Origin of the sequence: Pseudoalteromonas sp. 20-MNA-CIBAN-0454 (genome assembly GCF_040308685.1) — a bacterium.
Classification (GTDB): Bacteria; Pseudomonadota; Gammaproteobacteria; order Enterobacterales; family Alteromonadaceae; genus Pseudoalteromonas; species Pseudoalteromonas nigrifaciens.
The window spans coordinates 1-18,197 of record NZ_JBEOOB010000016.1; the positions used below are offsets into that span (position 1 = coordinate 1).

The 18,197-nt window shown below is 39.9% G+C and carries 12 protein-coding genes; 10 read left to right on the forward strand and 2 right to left on the reverse strand.

Annotated features, from left to right (window positions below):
• Window positions 1–236: 236 nt before the first annotated feature.
• The 4 genes from AAEZ22_RS09480 to AAEZ22_RS09495 all read left to right on the forward strand — a co-directional run bounded on the left by AAEZ22_RS09480 (window position 237) and on the right by AAEZ22_RS09495 (window position 6,147).
• Complete coding sequence (locus tag AAEZ22_RS09480) at window positions 237–1,091, forward strand: D-hexose-6-phosphate mutarotase (RefSeq protein ID WP_011329591.1); 855 nt, start codon at window positions 237–239, stop codon at window positions 1,089–1,091.
• 44 nt (window positions 1,092–1,135) lie between these two features.
• Window positions 1,136–1,669: a PH domain-containing protein gene (locus AAEZ22_RS09485; protein WP_080516832.1), complete on the forward strand. Its 534-nt coding sequence runs from the start codon at window positions 1,136–1,138 to the stop codon at window positions 1,667–1,669.
• Window positions 1,662–3,197 (forward strand): PH domain-containing protein, encoded by a 1,536-nt coding sequence (locus AAEZ22_RS09490; protein WP_352297068.1) that lies wholly within the window; start codon window positions 1,662–1,664, stop codon window positions 3,195–3,197. Before AAEZ22_RS09485 ends, AAEZ22_RS09490 begins: the two co-directional genes overlap by 8 nt.
• A gap of 118 nt (window positions 3,198–3,315) precedes the next feature.
• A complete protein-coding gene (locus tag AAEZ22_RS09495; RefSeq protein WP_352297071.1) occupies window positions 3,316–6,147 on the forward strand; it encodes a TolB family protein in 2,832 nt (943 codons plus the stop codon).
• Between the two features lie 74 nt (window positions 6,148–6,221).
• Here AAEZ22_RS09495 and AAEZ22_RS09500 read toward each other — a convergent pair whose 3' ends face one another.
• Together AAEZ22_RS09500 and AAEZ22_RS09505 are read right to left on the reverse strand one after the other, a co-directional pair.
• Window positions 6,222–7,397: a tetratricopeptide repeat protein gene (locus AAEZ22_RS09500; RefSeq protein ID WP_011329587.1), complete on the reverse strand. Its 1,176-nt coding sequence runs from the start codon at window positions 7,395–7,397 to the stop codon at window positions 6,222–6,224.
• An 86-nt stretch (window positions 7,398–7,483) separates the two neighbouring features.
• Window positions 7,484–8,617 carry a PepSY-associated TM helix domain-containing protein gene (locus AAEZ22_RS09505; protein WP_182684142.1) on the reverse strand — a complete coding sequence of 378 codons (1,134 nt, stop codon included), beginning with the start codon at window positions 8,615–8,617 and terminating at the stop codon, window positions 7,484–7,486.
• A gap of 283 nt (window positions 8,618–8,900) precedes the next feature.
• On the opposite strand from AAEZ22_RS09505, the gene AAEZ22_RS09510 reads away from it, so the two are divergent.
• The 6 genes from AAEZ22_RS09510 (at window position 8,901) to AAEZ22_RS09535 (ending at window position 18,190) form a co-directional block, all read left to right on the forward strand.
• The gene (locus AAEZ22_RS09510) at window positions 8,901–9,515 is read left to right on the forward strand and encodes a PQ-loop domain-containing transporter (RefSeq protein ID WP_011329585.1); all 615 of its coding nucleotides are present in this window, start codon (window positions 8,901–8,903) and stop codon (window positions 9,513–9,515) included.
• A 73-nt stretch (window positions 9,516–9,588) separates the two neighbouring features.
• Window positions 9,589–10,377: a PhzF family phenazine biosynthesis protein gene (locus AAEZ22_RS09515; protein ID WP_089368898.1), complete on the forward strand. Its 789-nt coding sequence runs from the start codon at window positions 9,589–9,591 to the stop codon at window positions 10,375–10,377.
• Between the two features lie 346 nt (window positions 10,378–10,723).
• The gene (locus AAEZ22_RS09520) at window positions 10,724–11,908 is read left to right on the forward strand and encodes an efflux RND transporter periplasmic adaptor subunit (protein ID WP_352297076.1); all 1,185 of its coding nucleotides are present in this window, start codon (window positions 10,724–10,726) and stop codon (window positions 11,906–11,908) included.
• Window positions 11,909–11,919: 11 nt separating this feature from the next.
• A complete protein-coding gene (locus tag AAEZ22_RS09525) occupies window positions 11,920–15,045 on the forward strand; it encodes an efflux RND transporter permease subunit (RefSeq protein WP_352297079.1) in 3,126 nt (1,041 codons plus the stop codon).
• 265 nt (window positions 15,046–15,310) lie between these two features.
• On the forward strand, window positions 15,311–15,877 hold the full coding sequence (locus tag AAEZ22_RS09530; RefSeq protein ID WP_086993163.1) for a chitin-binding protein: 567 nt from the start codon (window positions 15,311–15,313) through the stop codon (window positions 15,875–15,877).
• Window positions 15,878–16,111: 234 nt separating this feature from the next.
• Entirely contained in the window at window positions 16,112–18,190 is a 2,079-nt protein-coding gene (locus AAEZ22_RS09535; RefSeq protein ID WP_197182241.1) for a S9 family peptidase, read from the forward strand.
• Window positions 18,191–18,197: the final 7 nt, after the last annotated feature.

Consider the following 18,197-nt stretch of genomic DNA (forward strand, 5'->3'; position numbering starts at 1 on the left):
TCGCTTTAGCATTTACTATGATGTGGCTACCAATGTGGGCTGATTGATATATGTACTACAAAGATCAACAGCCCCTAGTACAAAGTAATTATTTATAAATACCTCGCAGGTATTACCGAGTGAAAATAAAGCGATCGATATTTAAATTATTTCGCTTATCATGTAGATGATTTATAAGCTTACTTGACTATTTAGGTGCACATTTAACACTACGTGCCAGCATTATAGGAAATAATATGAAGTTATCACCTTCCGTTAGTATTTGTCATACTGACACCGGTTTAGAATTTATTAATATAAATAGCAGCCATTGCGATGCAAAAATATTTTTGCAAGGCGGGCAAATTACCGAGTTTACCCCAAAAGGTAAGCAGCCATTGTTATGGGTATCTCAAGAAGAAACATTCCAAGAAAATGCCAGTATTCGCGGCGGTATCCCAATTTGTTGGCCTTGGTTTGGAGCACACGATAACAGCGATTTTCCGGCGCATGGTTTTGCTCGAACGAGTTTGTGGCAGGCCGATGAAGTGCATGAAACCGAATACGAAGTTATTGTTAGCCTTAAATTACCCATGAAACTAGTTAATCTTGATTATTGGCCGCATCAATCAAGCTTACGAGTTGAGTTTGTACTAAACGAGCAGTTACAAGTGCGCTTAACAACCACAAATTTAAGCAATACACCGTTTAGCTTTTCGCAAGCGCTGCATACTTATTTTCCAACATCAGATATTAACAATACCAGCGTTGATGGTTTGCAAGGTGCGCAATATACTGAATTTGGCGAAGCTCCAGTAATGCAAAGTGATGTGGTTAGTTTTGCCCGCGAAACCGACATGGTTTATACCCAAGCAGCGCCAGTGCAAACCATTAATACTCCCGAGGGTATAATTAGTGTGGGCCGAGAAAATTCCAGCTCTTGCGTACTGTGGAATCCATGGATAGAAAAATCAAAGCGTTTATCTAACTTTGCTAATACTGAATATAACAACATGCTTTGCCTTGAAGCAGCCAACGTATTAAATGATGCCGTTACGCTCGCGCCAAAACAAAGCCATACCTTAATTACCATCATTAAATGGCTGAGTTGAGCCTTGTATTTATATAAGTAATAGTGAGTTTAAACAATAATATGGTGTTTAATAATCAACAAATAACCAACTTACCACAACATAGTAATATTGAGTTTAAGCCATTGGCGGCTAACGCTTTGCTGCATGTGCAACTTAATTGGCTGGCGTTTTATATTCCTTTAATAACCGGCTTAGTGGTGGCGTGTTACTTAAATGCTGCTTTTGCTAATCTAGCGCAAACGTATTTGTTGATTGGCATGCCAATAATTATCATATTATCAATGTTTTATAATGTAGTGAGTATAAAGCTGCAAGGGGTAGCAATGCGCACCCACGATATCGCGTTTAAAAAGGGAATTATTTGGCAGCAAATAGTTATTTTGCCGCTAGCGCGAGTACAGCATATTGAGGTGCACCGCGGACCAATTGAGCGCAAACTCGGCTTAGCGAGTTTAAAGCTATACAGCGCTGGTGGCATGAGCGCCGACCTGCAAATTAGCGGCTTAACTCACGACGATTGTAAAAATATGCGCCAGTTTGTACAAAACTACCGCAACGACGATAACATCGCACAAGCAACCCCTGCAGATGAGTAACGCTAGTAGCGCAAGTAGTTTACATTGGCAAGCTGTATCGCCTTGGGCGTTAGTGTATTTTGTTGTCCATTTTATGGTGCGAGTTATAAGAGATGGCATATTTAATTTGCTACCTATTACGATTGTGTTTGTAACTCAAGTTGAAAACAAACTATTTTGGGGACAAATTGCCGGAGCCGTCGCGCTTGTTGCTTTGCTTATTTACTCTTTTTTATATTATAAAAGCTTTCGTTTTTGTATTTCTGAAGAACACGAAATTTTACTCAAAAAAGGCGTATTTAAAAAAGAGCGTTTAACCCTTAAATTTGCTCGCGTACAAAACGTAAATATTGCTGAGCCGTTTTATTTTACCCCTATTAACTTAGTAAATTGTATTTTTGATGCCGCAGGTAGCGTAGCGCAAGAAGTGGTACTGCCGGGAATAACCAAAGAACACGCACAACAAATGCGTAAACAAATTTTTGCTTACAAAGCCCAGCAGCAAGATACTGTAACTGACAATGTAGATCACCAAGTAACAGCACAAAGCAGTCTATTTATTAGCAATAAAGAAATTGCTAAGTTTGGTTTAATATCAAATATGGCTATTTTAGCCTTTGCAGCTATTGCGCCATTTATAAATGTTGTTATCGATTTTTTAGAGCAAAAGCTGATTGCTAAAATGGAGGGCTTTTACCAGCAAGAGCTAGGTATAGTGGCCAATGCTGCCATGTTTGCGGTGATCACCTTAATTGTTTTGTTGGTTATTATTGCGGTGTTGTTATCGGTTGGCATGTCGTTGATTCGGTTTTATAACTACGAGCTGTATTTTAAAGGACAAAAGTTTAAACGCATTGCTGGCTTATTAGAGCGCCATCAGTTATCTATGAGCTTAGATAAGGTGCAATCAATTGTTATAAAACAAAACTTAGTTGCCCGACTATTAAAACGCTTTACCGTTGAATGCTTGCAAGCGAGCAGTGGTGGTATGGTAGCAGGCGTTGCTGCTAAAAATAATAAACAAACCTTGCTCTTACCGGTATTAAACGCGGCACAAGTAAACAGTGTTTGCCAATGGATTTATCCTTGGTTTAATAGCAAAAACCTCGCATTTACAGGCGCAGAGCGCGCACTACTATATAAAAACTTAGTTTTTTATGCGCTTTTACCGAGCATATTAGTATTTGTTTTTTGCTTAGTAGCTGAGTTTAATATGTGGCTTAGTTTAGGTGTATTTGTTGCATTTGCTGGTTTAGTTACCTTGTCGTATCAGCGTTATGGCTATTACTTACATGAAGATAATGGCCGGTATTATATGGTGGTGCGCAAAGGCTTGATTGGCGTACATTATCGGGTGTTTGAACTGTATAAAACACAAAGTGCCCGTAGTATAAGTACCTACTTAATGCGTCGCTCAGGGTTAAAAAGTGTGTATATACAACTCGCCTCAGGTTACGCTTTTATGCCCTATATAAAGCAGCAAGATGCTGACTTTATAATTGATTTTACACTTATGCAGGTTGAATCTGATCCCCGTAGCTGGATGTAGCTCTACTAAAAGCATGTGTAGTTTATAGTTGCACATGTTTTATTACACTTTATTACTGCCAACTAAAAGTAATTAGTAATAACCTAGGTGCAGTTAAGGGATCATCTAAGGGACTATAATGAAAAAAACACTTATCGCAGCGGCTTTATTACTTACCGCGCCGAGCTATGGCAACGACTGGCAAACCATTCATACCGAGCACTTTAATGTGCATTACAGTATTGAGCATACCGACTTTGCCAAATCGACTGCTGTAGAGCTCGAAATAGTACGTACCAAAGTGCTTGAGCAACAAAACCGCGCACTCGATAAAACTGTAGATGTAGTGGTGTTTGATCCCTTAAATGCAGCGAATGGTTTTGCGCTACCTACCTCAAATAACCCGATAATGGCACTTTTTACCACGCCGCCACAATCAGATACTGTTATATCAAATACCTCAGGTTGGCAGCAGTTATTGGTATTGCACGAGTACATTCACTTAGTGCATTTAGCACAGCCAACACGTAATAACTGGCAGCAAAAAATACGCAGTCTATGGGATCTATACGATCTAACTTACAGCAATACCCCTCGTTGGGTTGCCGAGGGTTATGCCACGTTAATTGAATCTAAAATGACCGGTCGTGGGCGCTTATTTGATAACTACTCAGAAGCAATATTAGTAGAGTTTGCCCAGCAAGGAGCGTTGCCCAGCTACTCACAGTTAAATAGTGCCGAAGGTGGCTTTATGGCCAGCTCCATGGCGTATTTAATTGGTAGCCGTTTTTTAAATTGGTTAGAGCAAAACTATTCAGAGCAAACGCTCGATAGCGTTTGGACACGCATGCAAGGCGTAAAAGTGCGTGATTTTGATCAAGCATTTAGCGGCGTGTTTGGGCAAAGTGCCGCTAAGCTGTACCGCCGTTTTGTAGCTGAATACACTTACAAAGCTATGGCCAAAGAGCAATTAGAACCTAAGCTTAATAGTGAGTTGTGGCTACAGCTTAGTTTATATGCAAGTAACCCTGCGCTTGCAAAAGATGGCAGTAAGCTGGCAATTGTAGAGCGTGATAAAAACGATAACACTAAGCTTATTGTGTACAGCACAGAGCAAAATACTAAAGCCGAAAATAGCTTTAATAAAGCACAAAAAAAGCTATTAGAAAATGATCCCCTAGATATTGCTGACACTGCACCTGGTGTATTTAAGCGTGAGCAAAAACAAGTGCTTAACCAAATTAACCGAGCAGGCATAGCTAACCCACAATGGATTAATAATACCACGCTTTACTTTAGTGCTTTTAGTACTGAGGAATCGGGGAGTTATAATCGTGTTTCTGATGTTTTTAGCTACAACACTGAAACCGGCAATATAGAGCAGCTTACCGAGCTTGCAGGTATTCGCCGTTTTAGCGTAACCAGCGATGGTGAAACCTTATATGCTGAGCAAGTAAGAGGTGGTTACTCAGAATTAGTGAAAGTAAATTTAACCACTAAAGTCGTCACTGAGTTATTTAGTAAAAGTTTAAAAACGGCGTATGACTACCCAATATTAAACCCTGATGAAACTAAATTAGCTTACTTATCAGCATCTTTAAACGAAAATTGGCAATTATATATACAAAATACGGATGGTGAGCACCGTCAATCAGTGGCTATGCCAAACGGGTATCAATATTTAAGCCAACCAAGTTTTAGCCAAAATGGAGAGTCGCTTTACTTTATTGCTGGCTTAAATAGCGCTACCGATATTTATAGTTATCATATTGCAAGCAAAACACTCACTAAACTAACTCAAGGGCAAGAAGCGGTTGCACATCCCGTTGAAATGGCTGATGGCTCATTACTTTATTTCTCGATTAGCGCAGATGGCCCCAATATAAAACAACTAGCGAAAACACACCAAGGGAATATGGTTAGTGATATTGCAACCACTAAACATGCGCCACTGCTTATGGTTAATCAACACACACTTCCAAAAGCTAACATTTACACTAACCAAGTAGGCACACAAAGTAGCTACAATGCACTTGAGCAACAAGCCACTTTTGCACTAGCCGCGCAGTATTATTCGGCTGCAACCAGTTTGTTGAATTTAGGGGTTAAAAGTAGCGATTTATTAAAACAGCTCGACTTACAGGCAGGGTATAGCGCCGACTTGCACAATGGTGCTTTGCATGGTGGTTTTGTGCAGGCAAAATACAGTGCATTACCAGTAAAATTCAAACTTAGCGTGTTTGATTATAATTTAAATACAGCACGCCAATATAAATCCTTAAATCAAACAAGCTTAAGCGCCGATATTACTGCGCGCGGTGGTTTTGCTGCAATAAGTTACCCTCTTAAATTTGGGCAGTTAAACTTAACGCCAGAGCTTGCTTATAATTACACTGACTACAAACAAAACCATAAAAGCTGGACGCGCTTAGGCGTTACTCAAAGTTGGCAATATGACCGCCAAGACTTTGTTATAGGCCAAAGTACTTATGCGAGCTGGTACGATGGCAGCAGCAAAAGTAATAATTGGCAAGGTTACGATTTAGCCGCCCAAATTTTTGGTAAAGCATTTGGTATTCCTCTTTATGCAAGCCTTGAGCAAAAGCAACGTGATGATGGCAGCCTTGCATTAGGTGGCTTTGGCTCAAACCTGATTAATCAGCAACAAAGTAGCGAATTTGTACTTTCATCTGAGCTGCCTTTTTACAGTGCAACTGCAAAGCGTTATCAAGGTTATGGTGCTGGGTTTAGCTTTAAAGAGGGGTTACCTTGGCTTTATTACAAGCAACACCAACTTGATAGCATGGTATATGCACAAAGTTACGGCTTAAAATATCAAGGTGATATTAGCTTTGGGATGGGGCCTGCAGGTATAAATGATTTAACGTTTAATTTGGGCTTATCGCGCGTAGAAGGCGATAGCTTTGCAGATGAGATGCGCGCGTGGTTAAGTTTTTATTATTCGCTTTAGCGTTTTTAAAAGCAAAGGTAAAAATAATTAATAACGGGGTTTGAGCGGCGATTTAAGTGCCGTAAAACCCACATTTACTTTGTCATACTTAACGACAGTAACTTAGCTTGATACACATTAAGCTTTTGTTTGTCGCGTTCAAGTTCGATGGCTTTTTCAAGTAGGCTTTGTGTTTGTTGAGTTTTACCTTGCTGAAAGCGTATTTTCGCCAGCTCTAAATACAGATCGGCTATATACGGTGCTTTTACTATTGCTTGCTCAACATGTTTGTTAGCGCTATAAATATTTCCTGTTTGCAACTCATTTTTAGCCAGTACTAATAACTCATAAGGATCTTTTTCTATATTTATTAGTTGTAAAGATAACTGCTGCGCAAGCTGAGTATCACCAAGCTTTTGAGCTAATAATTGATAGTTACTAATTAAATTTATGCTCGCATAATTGTTATTTAATGCTGCTTGATAAATATTTTTCGCGCTTTGTAAGTCGCCAGCATGGCGGTGTAATATGCCTGCTAAGTTAAATAGCTCAGGATCTTTAGGGGTGTAGTTATTAGCTTGCAAAATAAGAGAATATGCCATGTTTAATTGTTTGTTTGCTAATGCGCTAGCGGCTAAATTGCTATAAAACTTAGCGAGTAAGTCATTATGGTTAGCACTACCTGAGTAAATACTGTCTCGAGTTGGGAAGTAGTCGATTAACGTACCTGCGCGGGTTGTTATTGTGCTTATTGGATTTATGTTTTTAGCGGTACCTATTTCTTTAGGGGCATAAACCATAGTTCTAAAATGGTTAGCTACATACACTAAGTTACTTTCTTTTGCGTAAACAGGCTCGCTGGTCATTTCTTGAAAACTCGTATCTAAACCAAGAATGCGAGCATAGCTTTGGGTAAGCACCGCTAGGCTAATACAGTTTCCTTGCGCTCGATTAACTGTTTGTGTAGAAGTGAGTGTATCGCCGTGATATGTAAAGTTAGTTAGTTGGTTTTCAAGGTAATTATAAACAACTCTATCGGTACGAATCCCAGATAATAGCTGTTTTTTGGCATACGCTAAAAACTGCTCTGTCTCGACCTCAGACAGCTCAAAAATAGCTTGTTCAGATAAAGTGGGTTGCTGGCTAAATAAAGCATGATTAATTACTTGTGTAAGCGGTATAGTTTGCAGTATTTGCTTTTGATTGTTAGTACTGCTGCAGCCGGTTATTAATGAAAAAATAGTAATTATCACAAGCGTATAAAATTTCATAAACTCACTCCATTGATACAAAAGTAAGTAGCTTAAATAGAGTTAATTACTACTTTACCTAACATTATAATGAGTTTGTTTTTTAATCAAGGGTTTGCTGTGCGGCGTTTATTTAAACGGTTTTGTCGTGACTGCTTTTTGCGTGCACGTCGGGTAAGCCATAAATAAAAGCCAGTACCTGCAAGCCATACAGGGCTTAAGCCAATAACAGCCCACAGCACCTTACTTACAAGCCCTGCAAAGTAGCCAAAGTGGAGCTTTCTAAAGCTATCAATTACTTGCCAGCCAATTCCTACTTCGCGAATATCCCAGTTAGCCATGTGTTCGCCAGTTAGCTTACTGTAAGTAATTGTATTGGCGTATTCACTAGCCAGCGGATTGGTTGTGCTTACTTCACCAAATAAGGTAATGTTTTCGTCTGGCTCTAATGGCAAAACTAAAAAAGTACCGTTAAAAGTAGAGATTTGTTTTTTGCTGTCATCGAGTATTTGCTGCAACGAAATGTCGTGACTGTATAAGGGGTTGGTTAGTACATAATGCTCTTCTTGTGCGTGTTCTATCACTTCGTGATACCACACAGCCCAGTTAAAGTAGCCGCCAGTAATGGCTAAAATAATAATAATGGGTGAGCCTAACACGCCGGTCATTTTATGAATGTCGCTAAGCACTATTTGTAGTGTTGCACGCCAGCGTACGCTAAATAAGCGTCGCCAAAATTTGCGATAAATAATCAGGCCGCTAATACCCAATACGAGTAAAAACACCGCAAAAAAGAACCCTAATACAGTGCCCGTTTGCCCTGGTAAATTTTTAAAATCGTTAAGTAAAAAGGTGTAATGCAGCTCTAAAAACCAATCGGTGAAATAATGGCTGGTACCCACAGGCTCTGACAAAATATCACCTGTGTATTGGTTTAAATGTAACTTAGCCCATTGCTCTGTACCGCGCTTTATTAAGTAAACCCGATCAGCAGTATCATCGTTAAATATTTCCCAACTAGCTACTATATAATTAGGGTAAGTACGCTCTGTTTTAGCGATTAACTTATCAATAGGTAGTCGCTCAGGTAATGCTTTTACCACAAAGTGGCTATTTGGCATTAGCAGGCCATCTATTTCGCTTTTAAATACTAAAACACTCCCTGTAATGCTAATAACAATAAGGGGGATGATAGCAATAAGGGCAACCCAGCTATGAATTTTAAACAGTGTTTTTCGCATATATAAAGCAAGAAAAGATGACAAGTATTGCGCATGATAACAATTATCAATTGCAATTCAAGTTTTGCAGATGGTTATGCTAAAAACAGCAAAAGCGTGAACTTAAGCTAACGATTTTTGTATAGCTAAGTTGCCAGTTGCTAAAAAAATATTTTCAATTTAGTTGAGTAAAATCTAGTCGCCACTACAATGCCGCTATAATATAAAATCCTTTAAAAACATATGTTTATTATATGTTTCCATTTTAATTCCTATTAACACTTACGTAACGAGCGAGGTTGCTTTGGCACATTTTCTGCCTGTATTGTCTTCATTTATTTTAGTCTTTAGTTTTTTACCACTGCTAAATAAAATTCGTAAAAATCGCAGCGTGTCGGGTTTATCGCTGTTGATGATGACCTTTGGTGTTGCACAAAGTACGTACTTTATTGCCTTTAATCTGTATTTTGAGCGCTTTTATATGGCGCTGCCATTTATAGTAACAGGTATATTAAGTGGTTCTATTTTATACTATTTTGCGCGTTATAATGCTGAGCGAAAAGAGCGTGTTCAGTTACTGTGTATGTTGGCTTTTTCGCTTATTCCATTTACGTTATTAGCTAACCCAGTACTCGATACAGCTAAGGTACTAACGTGGTTAACCTTTGTTGGTTTGGTAATGAGCTCGGTGCGTGTAATGCCACAAACGTATAAAACTATTCGCAGTGGTGATATTAGTAATTTAAGTGCACGTTATTTTAGTTTGCAGTTTGTGGCGGGTATTTGTGGTTTATTTGCCGAGTTTGCTATGGCTACGCAAAGTATTGCGCATATTTTAACGTTTGTGATGATTTTACTCACCAACGCTGCGCAGCTTGGTTGCATTCAATATTATAAAATGCGCCCTAATACGGTATAACGTTTAAAATAGTAGTGATAATTTAATTTAACTGTGGCAGGTTTAAGCTATTCGTAATTATAAAGTTTAAACCATGCAATTAACTATTCATCAAATAGATGCGTTTACTAATGAATTATTTAAAGGTAATTATGCCGCAGTGATCCCCCTAGATACATGGTTAAGCGACGATTTAATGCTAAAAATTGGCGCAGAAAACAACGTGTCTGAAACCGCTTTTACTTGCCAGCAAAGCGATGGCAGCTTTGCTATTCGCTGGTTCTCACCTTTGATGGAAATTGACTTTTGTGGCCATGCCACACTGGCAGCTGCTTATGTGCTTTGTGAGCAGCATAATTTAGCGCAAGTGCGTTTTTATGCTGCTGCCGTGGGCGAGTTAGTCGTTAATAAAAATAGCGATGGTAGCTTTGCCATGACCTTTCCAAAACAAGCACCGGTTGTTGTATTAAATGCCCCTTCTGCACTGCTAAATGGTTTATCAAAAGCACCCACAAAAGTGCTAAAAAACCGCCAAGCTTATTTTGCTATTTACGATAATGAGCAAGATGTAACTCAGCTTAAAACCGATTCGCAGTTACTAAAAACATTATTTCCGCTCGATGTGGTTGCCAGTGCACCTGGAGATGAATACGACTTTGTGTCTCGCTACTTTTGGCCTGCAAGCGGTGGCGATGAAGATTATGTAACAGGCTCTATTCATACCGGCCTTGCCCCTTATTGGGCTCAGCAATTGGGTAAAACTACGTTAAGCGCTTATCAGGCTTCGAGCCGCGGCGGGCAGTTACTATGCGATGTTGGTGATACATATGTAACGATCACAGGGCATGCGGTAAGGTATTTAACCGGCACTATTTTTATTTAGCAAAGCGCTGCATACTTTCTAAATTGTGTATAAATAAACCATGCTATTACTCTTGCGCTGCGAATAAAACGCTTTTATTTAAAAATATAATTTTTGAAAGTTAGCACAGGCGACGCAGCCGCCACTACATACTTATTACTCCAAACCGCGCCTCTATTATTTATTCTTGTTTAAAGTTATTGATTTATAAACTTAAAAATTACAGCTTTAATTTCTCTATAGTATTACTTGTTATTCTTTTTATTAATTGAGAGTTATTTTAGAAATAGTTACTTACAAATGCGTCGTTAATATTTGGTTAAGCTCTGTTATTATGTTGTTAGTGAGTTTTTGAGGTAATTAAGTTATGCAAACAAGAATACTTAAATGGGTTTTTCCTTTTGTTGCACTTGCCATTGGCATAGTGAGCTTTATGGGAATTAACGCTATTGCAGAAGAATCAGCAGAAAAAAAACCAGTAGATACACGCCCTACCGTTAAAGTGGAAAGTGCTTTGGCAAATAATCATCAGGTTATTATTAATAGTTACGGTGAAGTAAAGCCGCTTGAAAATACCCAATTGTCGGCGCAGGTGTCGGGTGAGGTATTAAGTTGGCATCCTAACTTTATTGCCGGTGGTGTAGTTGGCCGTGGCGAAACCCTATTTACTATTGAAAAAGATAATTACCAAGCAGCCGTTTTAATGGCTGAAGCTGAGCTTGCACGCGCACAAGCAGGCTTAATTGAAGAACAAGCACAAGCGCAAGTAGCAGCAGACGAAGCAACACGCTTTCCTGGTAAGGCCCGTACAGATTTATTTTTACGTAAACCACAAGTTTTGAGTGCACAAGCGTCGGTTAAATCGGCGCAAGCTGCCTTAAAACGTGCGCAACGTGACTTAGAAAATTGCGAAATAACTGCGCCATACGATGCGCTCGTTATTAGTCGTAATATTGGTGTGGGTCAGTTTGTATCTATGGGTTCGCAAGTGGCCGAACTTAATAACATAGAAACCGCAGAGGTGATCATTCCTATTGCCGGCTTTGATAGTATTTTTTTACCAGAGCGTATTAAAGGTATTACTGCAACTGTGATTCAAAAAGGACTAAATAGCTTTACTCGTGAAGCAGTAATAGACCGCGATTTAGGTATTGTAGATAGTGCTACCCGCATGAGTAGTTTAGTGGTGCGAATTGACGACCCTTACGGTTTAAAAAGCAAACAACCAGCAATTAAATTTGGCAGCTACGTACAGGTAAGGTTTGCAGGCGCTATGCTCAGTAACATTTACCGTTTACCGCAAGCATTAGTGAATAATCAAACGGTATGGATAGTAAATGAGCAGCAGCAACTTGAGCCGCGCAAAGTAACGGTTATTAGAGAAGAAGGTGAGTTTTTTTATATTAACAGCGGTTTAAATGCAGACGATAAACTCGTTGTTACCTTGCCAGAGTATCCGCAAAAGGGCATGGAAGTAAAAGTGGCTGGTGCTAGTACTAACAGCGCAACTGAAAGCTCAGAGACAAGCAACTCTAATACTCAGCAGTTGTAAGGCAGCAAAATATGAATGAACCAATAGAGCAAAAACAAACGGGTATTATTGCCTACTTTGCAAAGAATTCGGTAGCTGCCAATTTAATGATGTTTTTTATCATTGTAATGGGGATTATTAGTTACTTTACTATTCAGCGCCAAATGTTTCCTAATGTAGAAATTAACTACATTAATATTGAAGCTAACTATCCAGGTGCATCGCCACAAGAAATAGAAGAAAGCATTCTCATAAAAATTGAGGAGTCGCTTAAGGATGTAACCGAAATTAAAAAAGGCGTGTATCGTGCGTTTCGTAATGGTGGCCGTGCGAGCTTAGAAATAAATACTGACGTTAAACTTACCGACGTGCTCGATAAAGTAAAACTTCGCGTAGATGGTATAGCCACGTTTCCTGGCGGTATGGAGCCGGTAACAATTAGCCAAGTAGAGTTTAGACAAGACGTAATAGGCATGACCTTAGTAGCCGACCTGCCACTGAGCGAGCTTAAGCCAATTGCAAACCAAATAGAGAGTGAGTTATTGCAGCTTTCTAATGTATCGCTAGTTGTTAACGATGTGCCACTTGATGAAATAGCCATTGAAATTGAACCCGATACGCTGCGCCAATATAACTTAACCTTAAGCGATGTAATGAATGCAGTACGCAGATATTCAGCTAACTTTTCGGCAGGGCAGCTAAAAACTGACTCGGGGGTTATTTCGGTACGCGTAGAAAATCAATTTTATAGCGGCGAAGAGTTTCGAAAAATACCGGTAAAAATTGGCGAGTACGGCGCAAAAGTATTATTGCAAGATATTGCCGTAATTAAAGACCAATTTACTGAAGGTGAGCGCTACTTTAAGTTTAATGGGCAAAATGCGGTGTACCTTTCGGTTAAAGCAACCCAAGAGCAAAACATGATCCCGGTTGCTGAGTCGGTTAAAGCATTTATAGAACAAAAAAATAATCAGCTGCCGCCCAGTATACGGTTAGAGCCATTAATGGATATGACTTACTATCTAAATGCTCGCCTTGATATGATGAAAGCTAACTTGTTTCAGGGCGCTATTTTAGTGGCAATTATGTTGTCGTTATTTTTGCGTTTTAAACTGGCGCTGTGGGTAATGCTAGGGCTGCCAGTGTGCTTTTTAGGTGCGATGATGATGATGCCGGTATTTGGTATTAGCATTAATATTATTTCGTTGTTTGCGTTTATTATGGTGCTGGGAATAGTGGTGGACGACGCCATAGTCATAGGAGAGAGCGCCTACACCGAAATAGAAAGAAGTGGTGGTGGTGTTGAAAGCGTAGTGCGCGGCGCTAATCGTGTTGCAACGCCTGCGACCTTTGGCGTATTAACCACAATTGCAGTGTTTGCACCATTTACCTTATCGAGCGGCCCAGAAAGCGCGTTTTTTTACGGTATAGCGGTAGTGGTAATGCTGTGCTTAGTATTTAGTTTGGTTGAATCAAAACTAATTTTACCGGCGCATATTGCTCATACGCACTTTGCACCTATTAAAAAAGGCAGTTGGCGCGATCGCTTTAATACCCGTTTTTTTGGCTTTGTAAATGGCCCGTATAAACGTTTTATAGTGCGCTGCGTAGAATGGCGCTGGACGGTGATGTTTGCATTTATAGCAATGCTTATTCTTAGCGTTGGGTTAATTACCTCAAACAAAGTACGTACTGTACCCACCCCTAAAGTACCGCACGACTTTCCACAAATACGCGTAGAAATGAATGACAATGTTTCAGACATACAAACCATTGCAGCTATTCGCGACATTGAAGCTATGGTGCTGCAAGTTGATGAAGCAACCGAGCGTGAATTTGGTAAAAAAATGATCCGCGATATCTTGGTATTTAACCAAGGTAGAACAGAGTCACAGTTATTAGCGCCATTAGTTGATGAAGACTTGCGTCCGTATAACGCCTTTGAGTTATCGCGTCGTTGGCGTGAGGCTATGCCAACCATAGCTGGCGTTAAGTCGTTAACTATTCAAGATGATGCTGGCGGCGGCGGTGCCAACGGTAATGGTGAGTTTGGCTATTTATTGTATGGCTCAGACATAGACACGCTAAATAATGCAGGGCGTCGTTTTATTCAATTACTGCAGCAACAAAAAGGTTTGTTTGATATTAGCTCGACCATTGATCCTGCTAGTAAAGAAGTGCAAATGAGCTTAAAACCGGTTGCTTACGACTTAGGTTTAGATCTTTCGAGTGTTGCCACCCAAGTCGGTGCTAGCTTTTATGGTGGTGAAGCGCAGCGCGTGATCAGAAACGGCGAAGAAGTACGTGTAATGGTTCGTTACCCTAAGCTTACTCGCGAAGCATTTTCATCACTTAAACATGCAGTGATCACCACACCACAAGGGCGTGAGGTATTACTCGGTGATGTAGTTGAGCTAACCGAAACACCAGGCATTAGTTATATTCGCCGTGAAGGAGGCTATCGTACAGTTTATGTATATGGCAGTATCGACGAAGAACAAATAGAGCCAGGTGAAGTAGTTAAACAAGTTAAAGAGAACTTATTACCGCAGCTTAAAGATGAGTTCCCTACAGTTAAATCTGAGCTTGGTGGCGCAATAGAGGAACAACAAGCGCAAGCAAGTGAGCAAATGATGTTTTTTATTGGTGGCATGATCCTCGTTTATATTTTACTGGCTGTGCCATTAAAAAGTTACTCGCAACCGCTTATTGTTATGTCGGTTATTCCGTTTAGCTTAACGGGGGCTATTTGGGGGCATTATTGGTTTGGTTTAGATATTAGTTTAATGTCGGGCTTTGGTTTAATAGCCGCCGCAGGGGTAGTAATAAACGACTCCCTAGTTATGACCGATTATGTAAACCAAGTGCGCCGTAACGGCGTAAGTATTAAAGATGCCGTTATTGAGGCAGGCTGTGCGCGTTTTAGAGCTATATTACTCACCTCAATTACTACCTTTGCAGGGGTATTACCTATTATGTTTGAAACCAGCCTACAAGCTAAATTTGTTACCCCAATGGCAGTAGCGCTGGGCTTTGCTGTTATGTTTGCTACTTTAATAACACTGATTTTAGTACCGTGTTTATATATTATTTTAACGGATATAGGCGCGTTATTTAAACGCCCGTTTAGTAAAAAAACCACTAAAGCTACAATTTAAAATAGCATTGTTAGTAAGCAGCAAAGTAAAAAGCCAACCGAATTAGGTTGGCTTTTTTGTTTTATATAGAGCTTAAGTATTAGATTTAAATTCTGGTTACATTCTTTTGTTTGATTGTTGCAAGCTTGCGAATTATAATCTTCATCTTATTAATAAACTGAGCTAATATTTAGTTTACATTTGTTTGTTTATTGCTCTAAATGTCTTGGCTGTGTATTTGTGTATTACCAATGCAAGGTTTGGATTTTAAGGTGTTGCTGTGTTTATGCATACGTCATTGGTCTGTGGAAAATGGACACCAATAGGTTGCTTAAATCAGGATGTCCAATTATCTATTGGCGATTCTGTAGTAGTAACCTTTTATGACATGCAAGGAGAGCTAGTCGATTTATCATTTAGTTATGAAGTGACGGTATCTGAGCAGGGAGGGCCTAATGCGTGGCCGCGCCTAATAGCAGAATATATTAATGTGCATGTTCCCTTAGTTAGCGCAGGGCGCATGACCGATACAGGGCTAGTAGTTGCTTATCGTTATAATCAAATATTTGCACTAGAATCAAGCGGTATTTGTAAAGCGGATGTTAGTTTTAATTGTTTGGCTAAACGCAATGTGTCGGTAATAGAAAATAGCGCAGAATACGATAGCGTTTATCCCGCTGGTGGCGATAACTATAATGCGGGCATAAAAGTATTGCAGCCCAAAACAGGGCATATTTATCAGTGTAAAGCATGGCCATTTAGTGAATATTGCCGTGTTAATGGTGAGCAAAGTGCCATGTTTGAACCCGGTGTGGGTAAAAGCTGGGCTATGGCTTGGCAGCAAGTAAAATAAATAGCTTGTATACAGTTTTGAATTGGAATTATTTCTCAAGGTGTTTTTCTTAAGATATTCTTCTTGAGGTACTCTCTTCCCAAGGTGCTCTCTTCCCAAGGTATAAAGACAACAATAAAAATTGCAGAAATTTTAGTAATTGTACTTATACCGTTTAGTCCGCTCAGCAATGAGTGGGCTTTTTTATTTTTATGGTAAACTGGCAAATATTGTTATTTTTTAATCGGTTTATTTGTGTCTACTTCTGATTTTTCTTTGGCCTTGCTGCCAAGCTTCCCTATTGCTGAAAAGCAAGCCTATACCCTTAACACACACGATAAAACACGTATCGATAATTACTATTGGATGCGTGATGACGAACGTCAAAATAAAGATGTATTAGCGCATTTACATGCTGAAAACAGCTATTGTGAAGCGCAATTAGCGCCAATGCAGCCATTGCAAAACACTCTTTTTGAAGAGCTAAAGGGCCGTATTGTAAAAGACGACAATACAGTACCGGTTAAAGATGGCAAATACTGGTATCACTCTGAAGTGCGTGGCGATGACGAATATTCTCGTCATTATCGCAGTAGTGATATGAGTACTAGCGATAAGCAAATTTTATTAGATGTAAATAAGCTAGCGGCCGGATTTGAATTTTTTGAGCTAGGCGAAGTAGCACTGAGCCCGTGTGAGCAATTAATGGCGTACTCAGAAGATACTGAAGGGCGTCGTATTTATACCGTGCACTTTAAAAATATAACCACTGACGAAATGCTCACCGATAAGTTAGAAAACACCGAAGGCCAAGTGGTTTGGGCTAACGACAATAAAACGGTTTTTTACGTTAAAAAAGATCTAAAAACATTATTAGGTTACCAAGTATTTAGGCACGTGCTGGGTACAGAGCAAAGCCAAGATGTAATGGTGTACGAAGAGCAAGACAGCAGCTTTTTTATGGGGCTGGGCAAAAGTCGCGACGAAAGCCTTATTATTATTGATTTAGCCAGCACCGAAACTAACGACACTTGGGTACTTGATGCTGACCAGCCAAACGGCGAGTTCAACGCATTAATGCCACGCGAAGAAGGCCATGAATTTGACGTTGATAAGCTTGGCGATACTTTTTACATAGTGACGAATTGGCAAGCAAAAAACTTTCGCTTAATGACCGCAACCAGTCAAACTATTGCCGACAAAACCCAGTGGCAGCAGCACACAGCTCATCGCGATGATGTACTGCTTGAAGGTGTTGAATTATTTAACGACTTTTTAGTATTAAGTGAGCGCGAGCAAGGGCAAGCCCGTTTTGTGGTTGTTAATAAACAAGGTGAACGCATGACATTAGCGTTTGAAGATCCTTGCTACTACGCCGCCATAGCAATGAATCCAGAGCCAGAATCACGCAGTGCCCGTATTTACTACTCAAGCTTAACTACGCCTGGCTCGCTATACGATGTTGATTTAACTACAGGCGAAAAAACCTTACTAAAACAACAGCAAATATTAGGAGACTTTAACGCCGATAATTATCAGTCAGAACGCCTAATGATAACTGCACGCGATGGCGTAAAAGTACCTGTATCTGTTGTTTACCGTAAAGAGAGCTTTAAAAAGGACGGTACTAATCCGTTGTTTCAATATGGCTATGGTGCTTATGGCTATACTATTGATCCTAGTTTTTCGAGTACATCATTAAGCTTACTCGATCGCGGCTTTGTGTACGTTATTGCGCATGTGCGCGGCTCAGAAATGTTAGGCAGGCAGTGGTACGAGCAAGGTAAAAAACAACATAAACAAAACAGTTTTAACGACTTTATAGACGTTACTAAAGCGCTGGTTGAGCAAGGTTACGGCGATAAAAATAAAGTATTTGCATCGGGTGGCAGTGCGGGTGGTTTATTAATGGGAGCCGTGGTAAACCAAGCACCTGAGCTTTATTGTGGCGTTGGTTGTCATGTGCCATTTTTAGATGTGTTAACCACTATGTTAGATGAAAGTATTCCGCTAACCACCAACGAATACGACGAGTGGGGTAACCCTAACGATGCGCAATTTTATGATGTAATTGCAGCCTATTCGCCGTACGATAATATTTGCGCGCAAGAGTATCCGCATATGCTAATAACCACTGGGCTGCACGACTCACAGGTACAATATTGGGAGCCGATGAAGTGGGTAGCTAAAATGCGCGAGCTAAAAACCGATAATAATATTTTAGTATTTAAAACCGATATGGATGCCGGACACGGTGGCGCATCTGGGCGTTTTAAAAGCTTAGAAGAAAGAGCGCTCGAAATGGCCTTTTTTATCGCCTTACTAAATAATTAGGCAACAA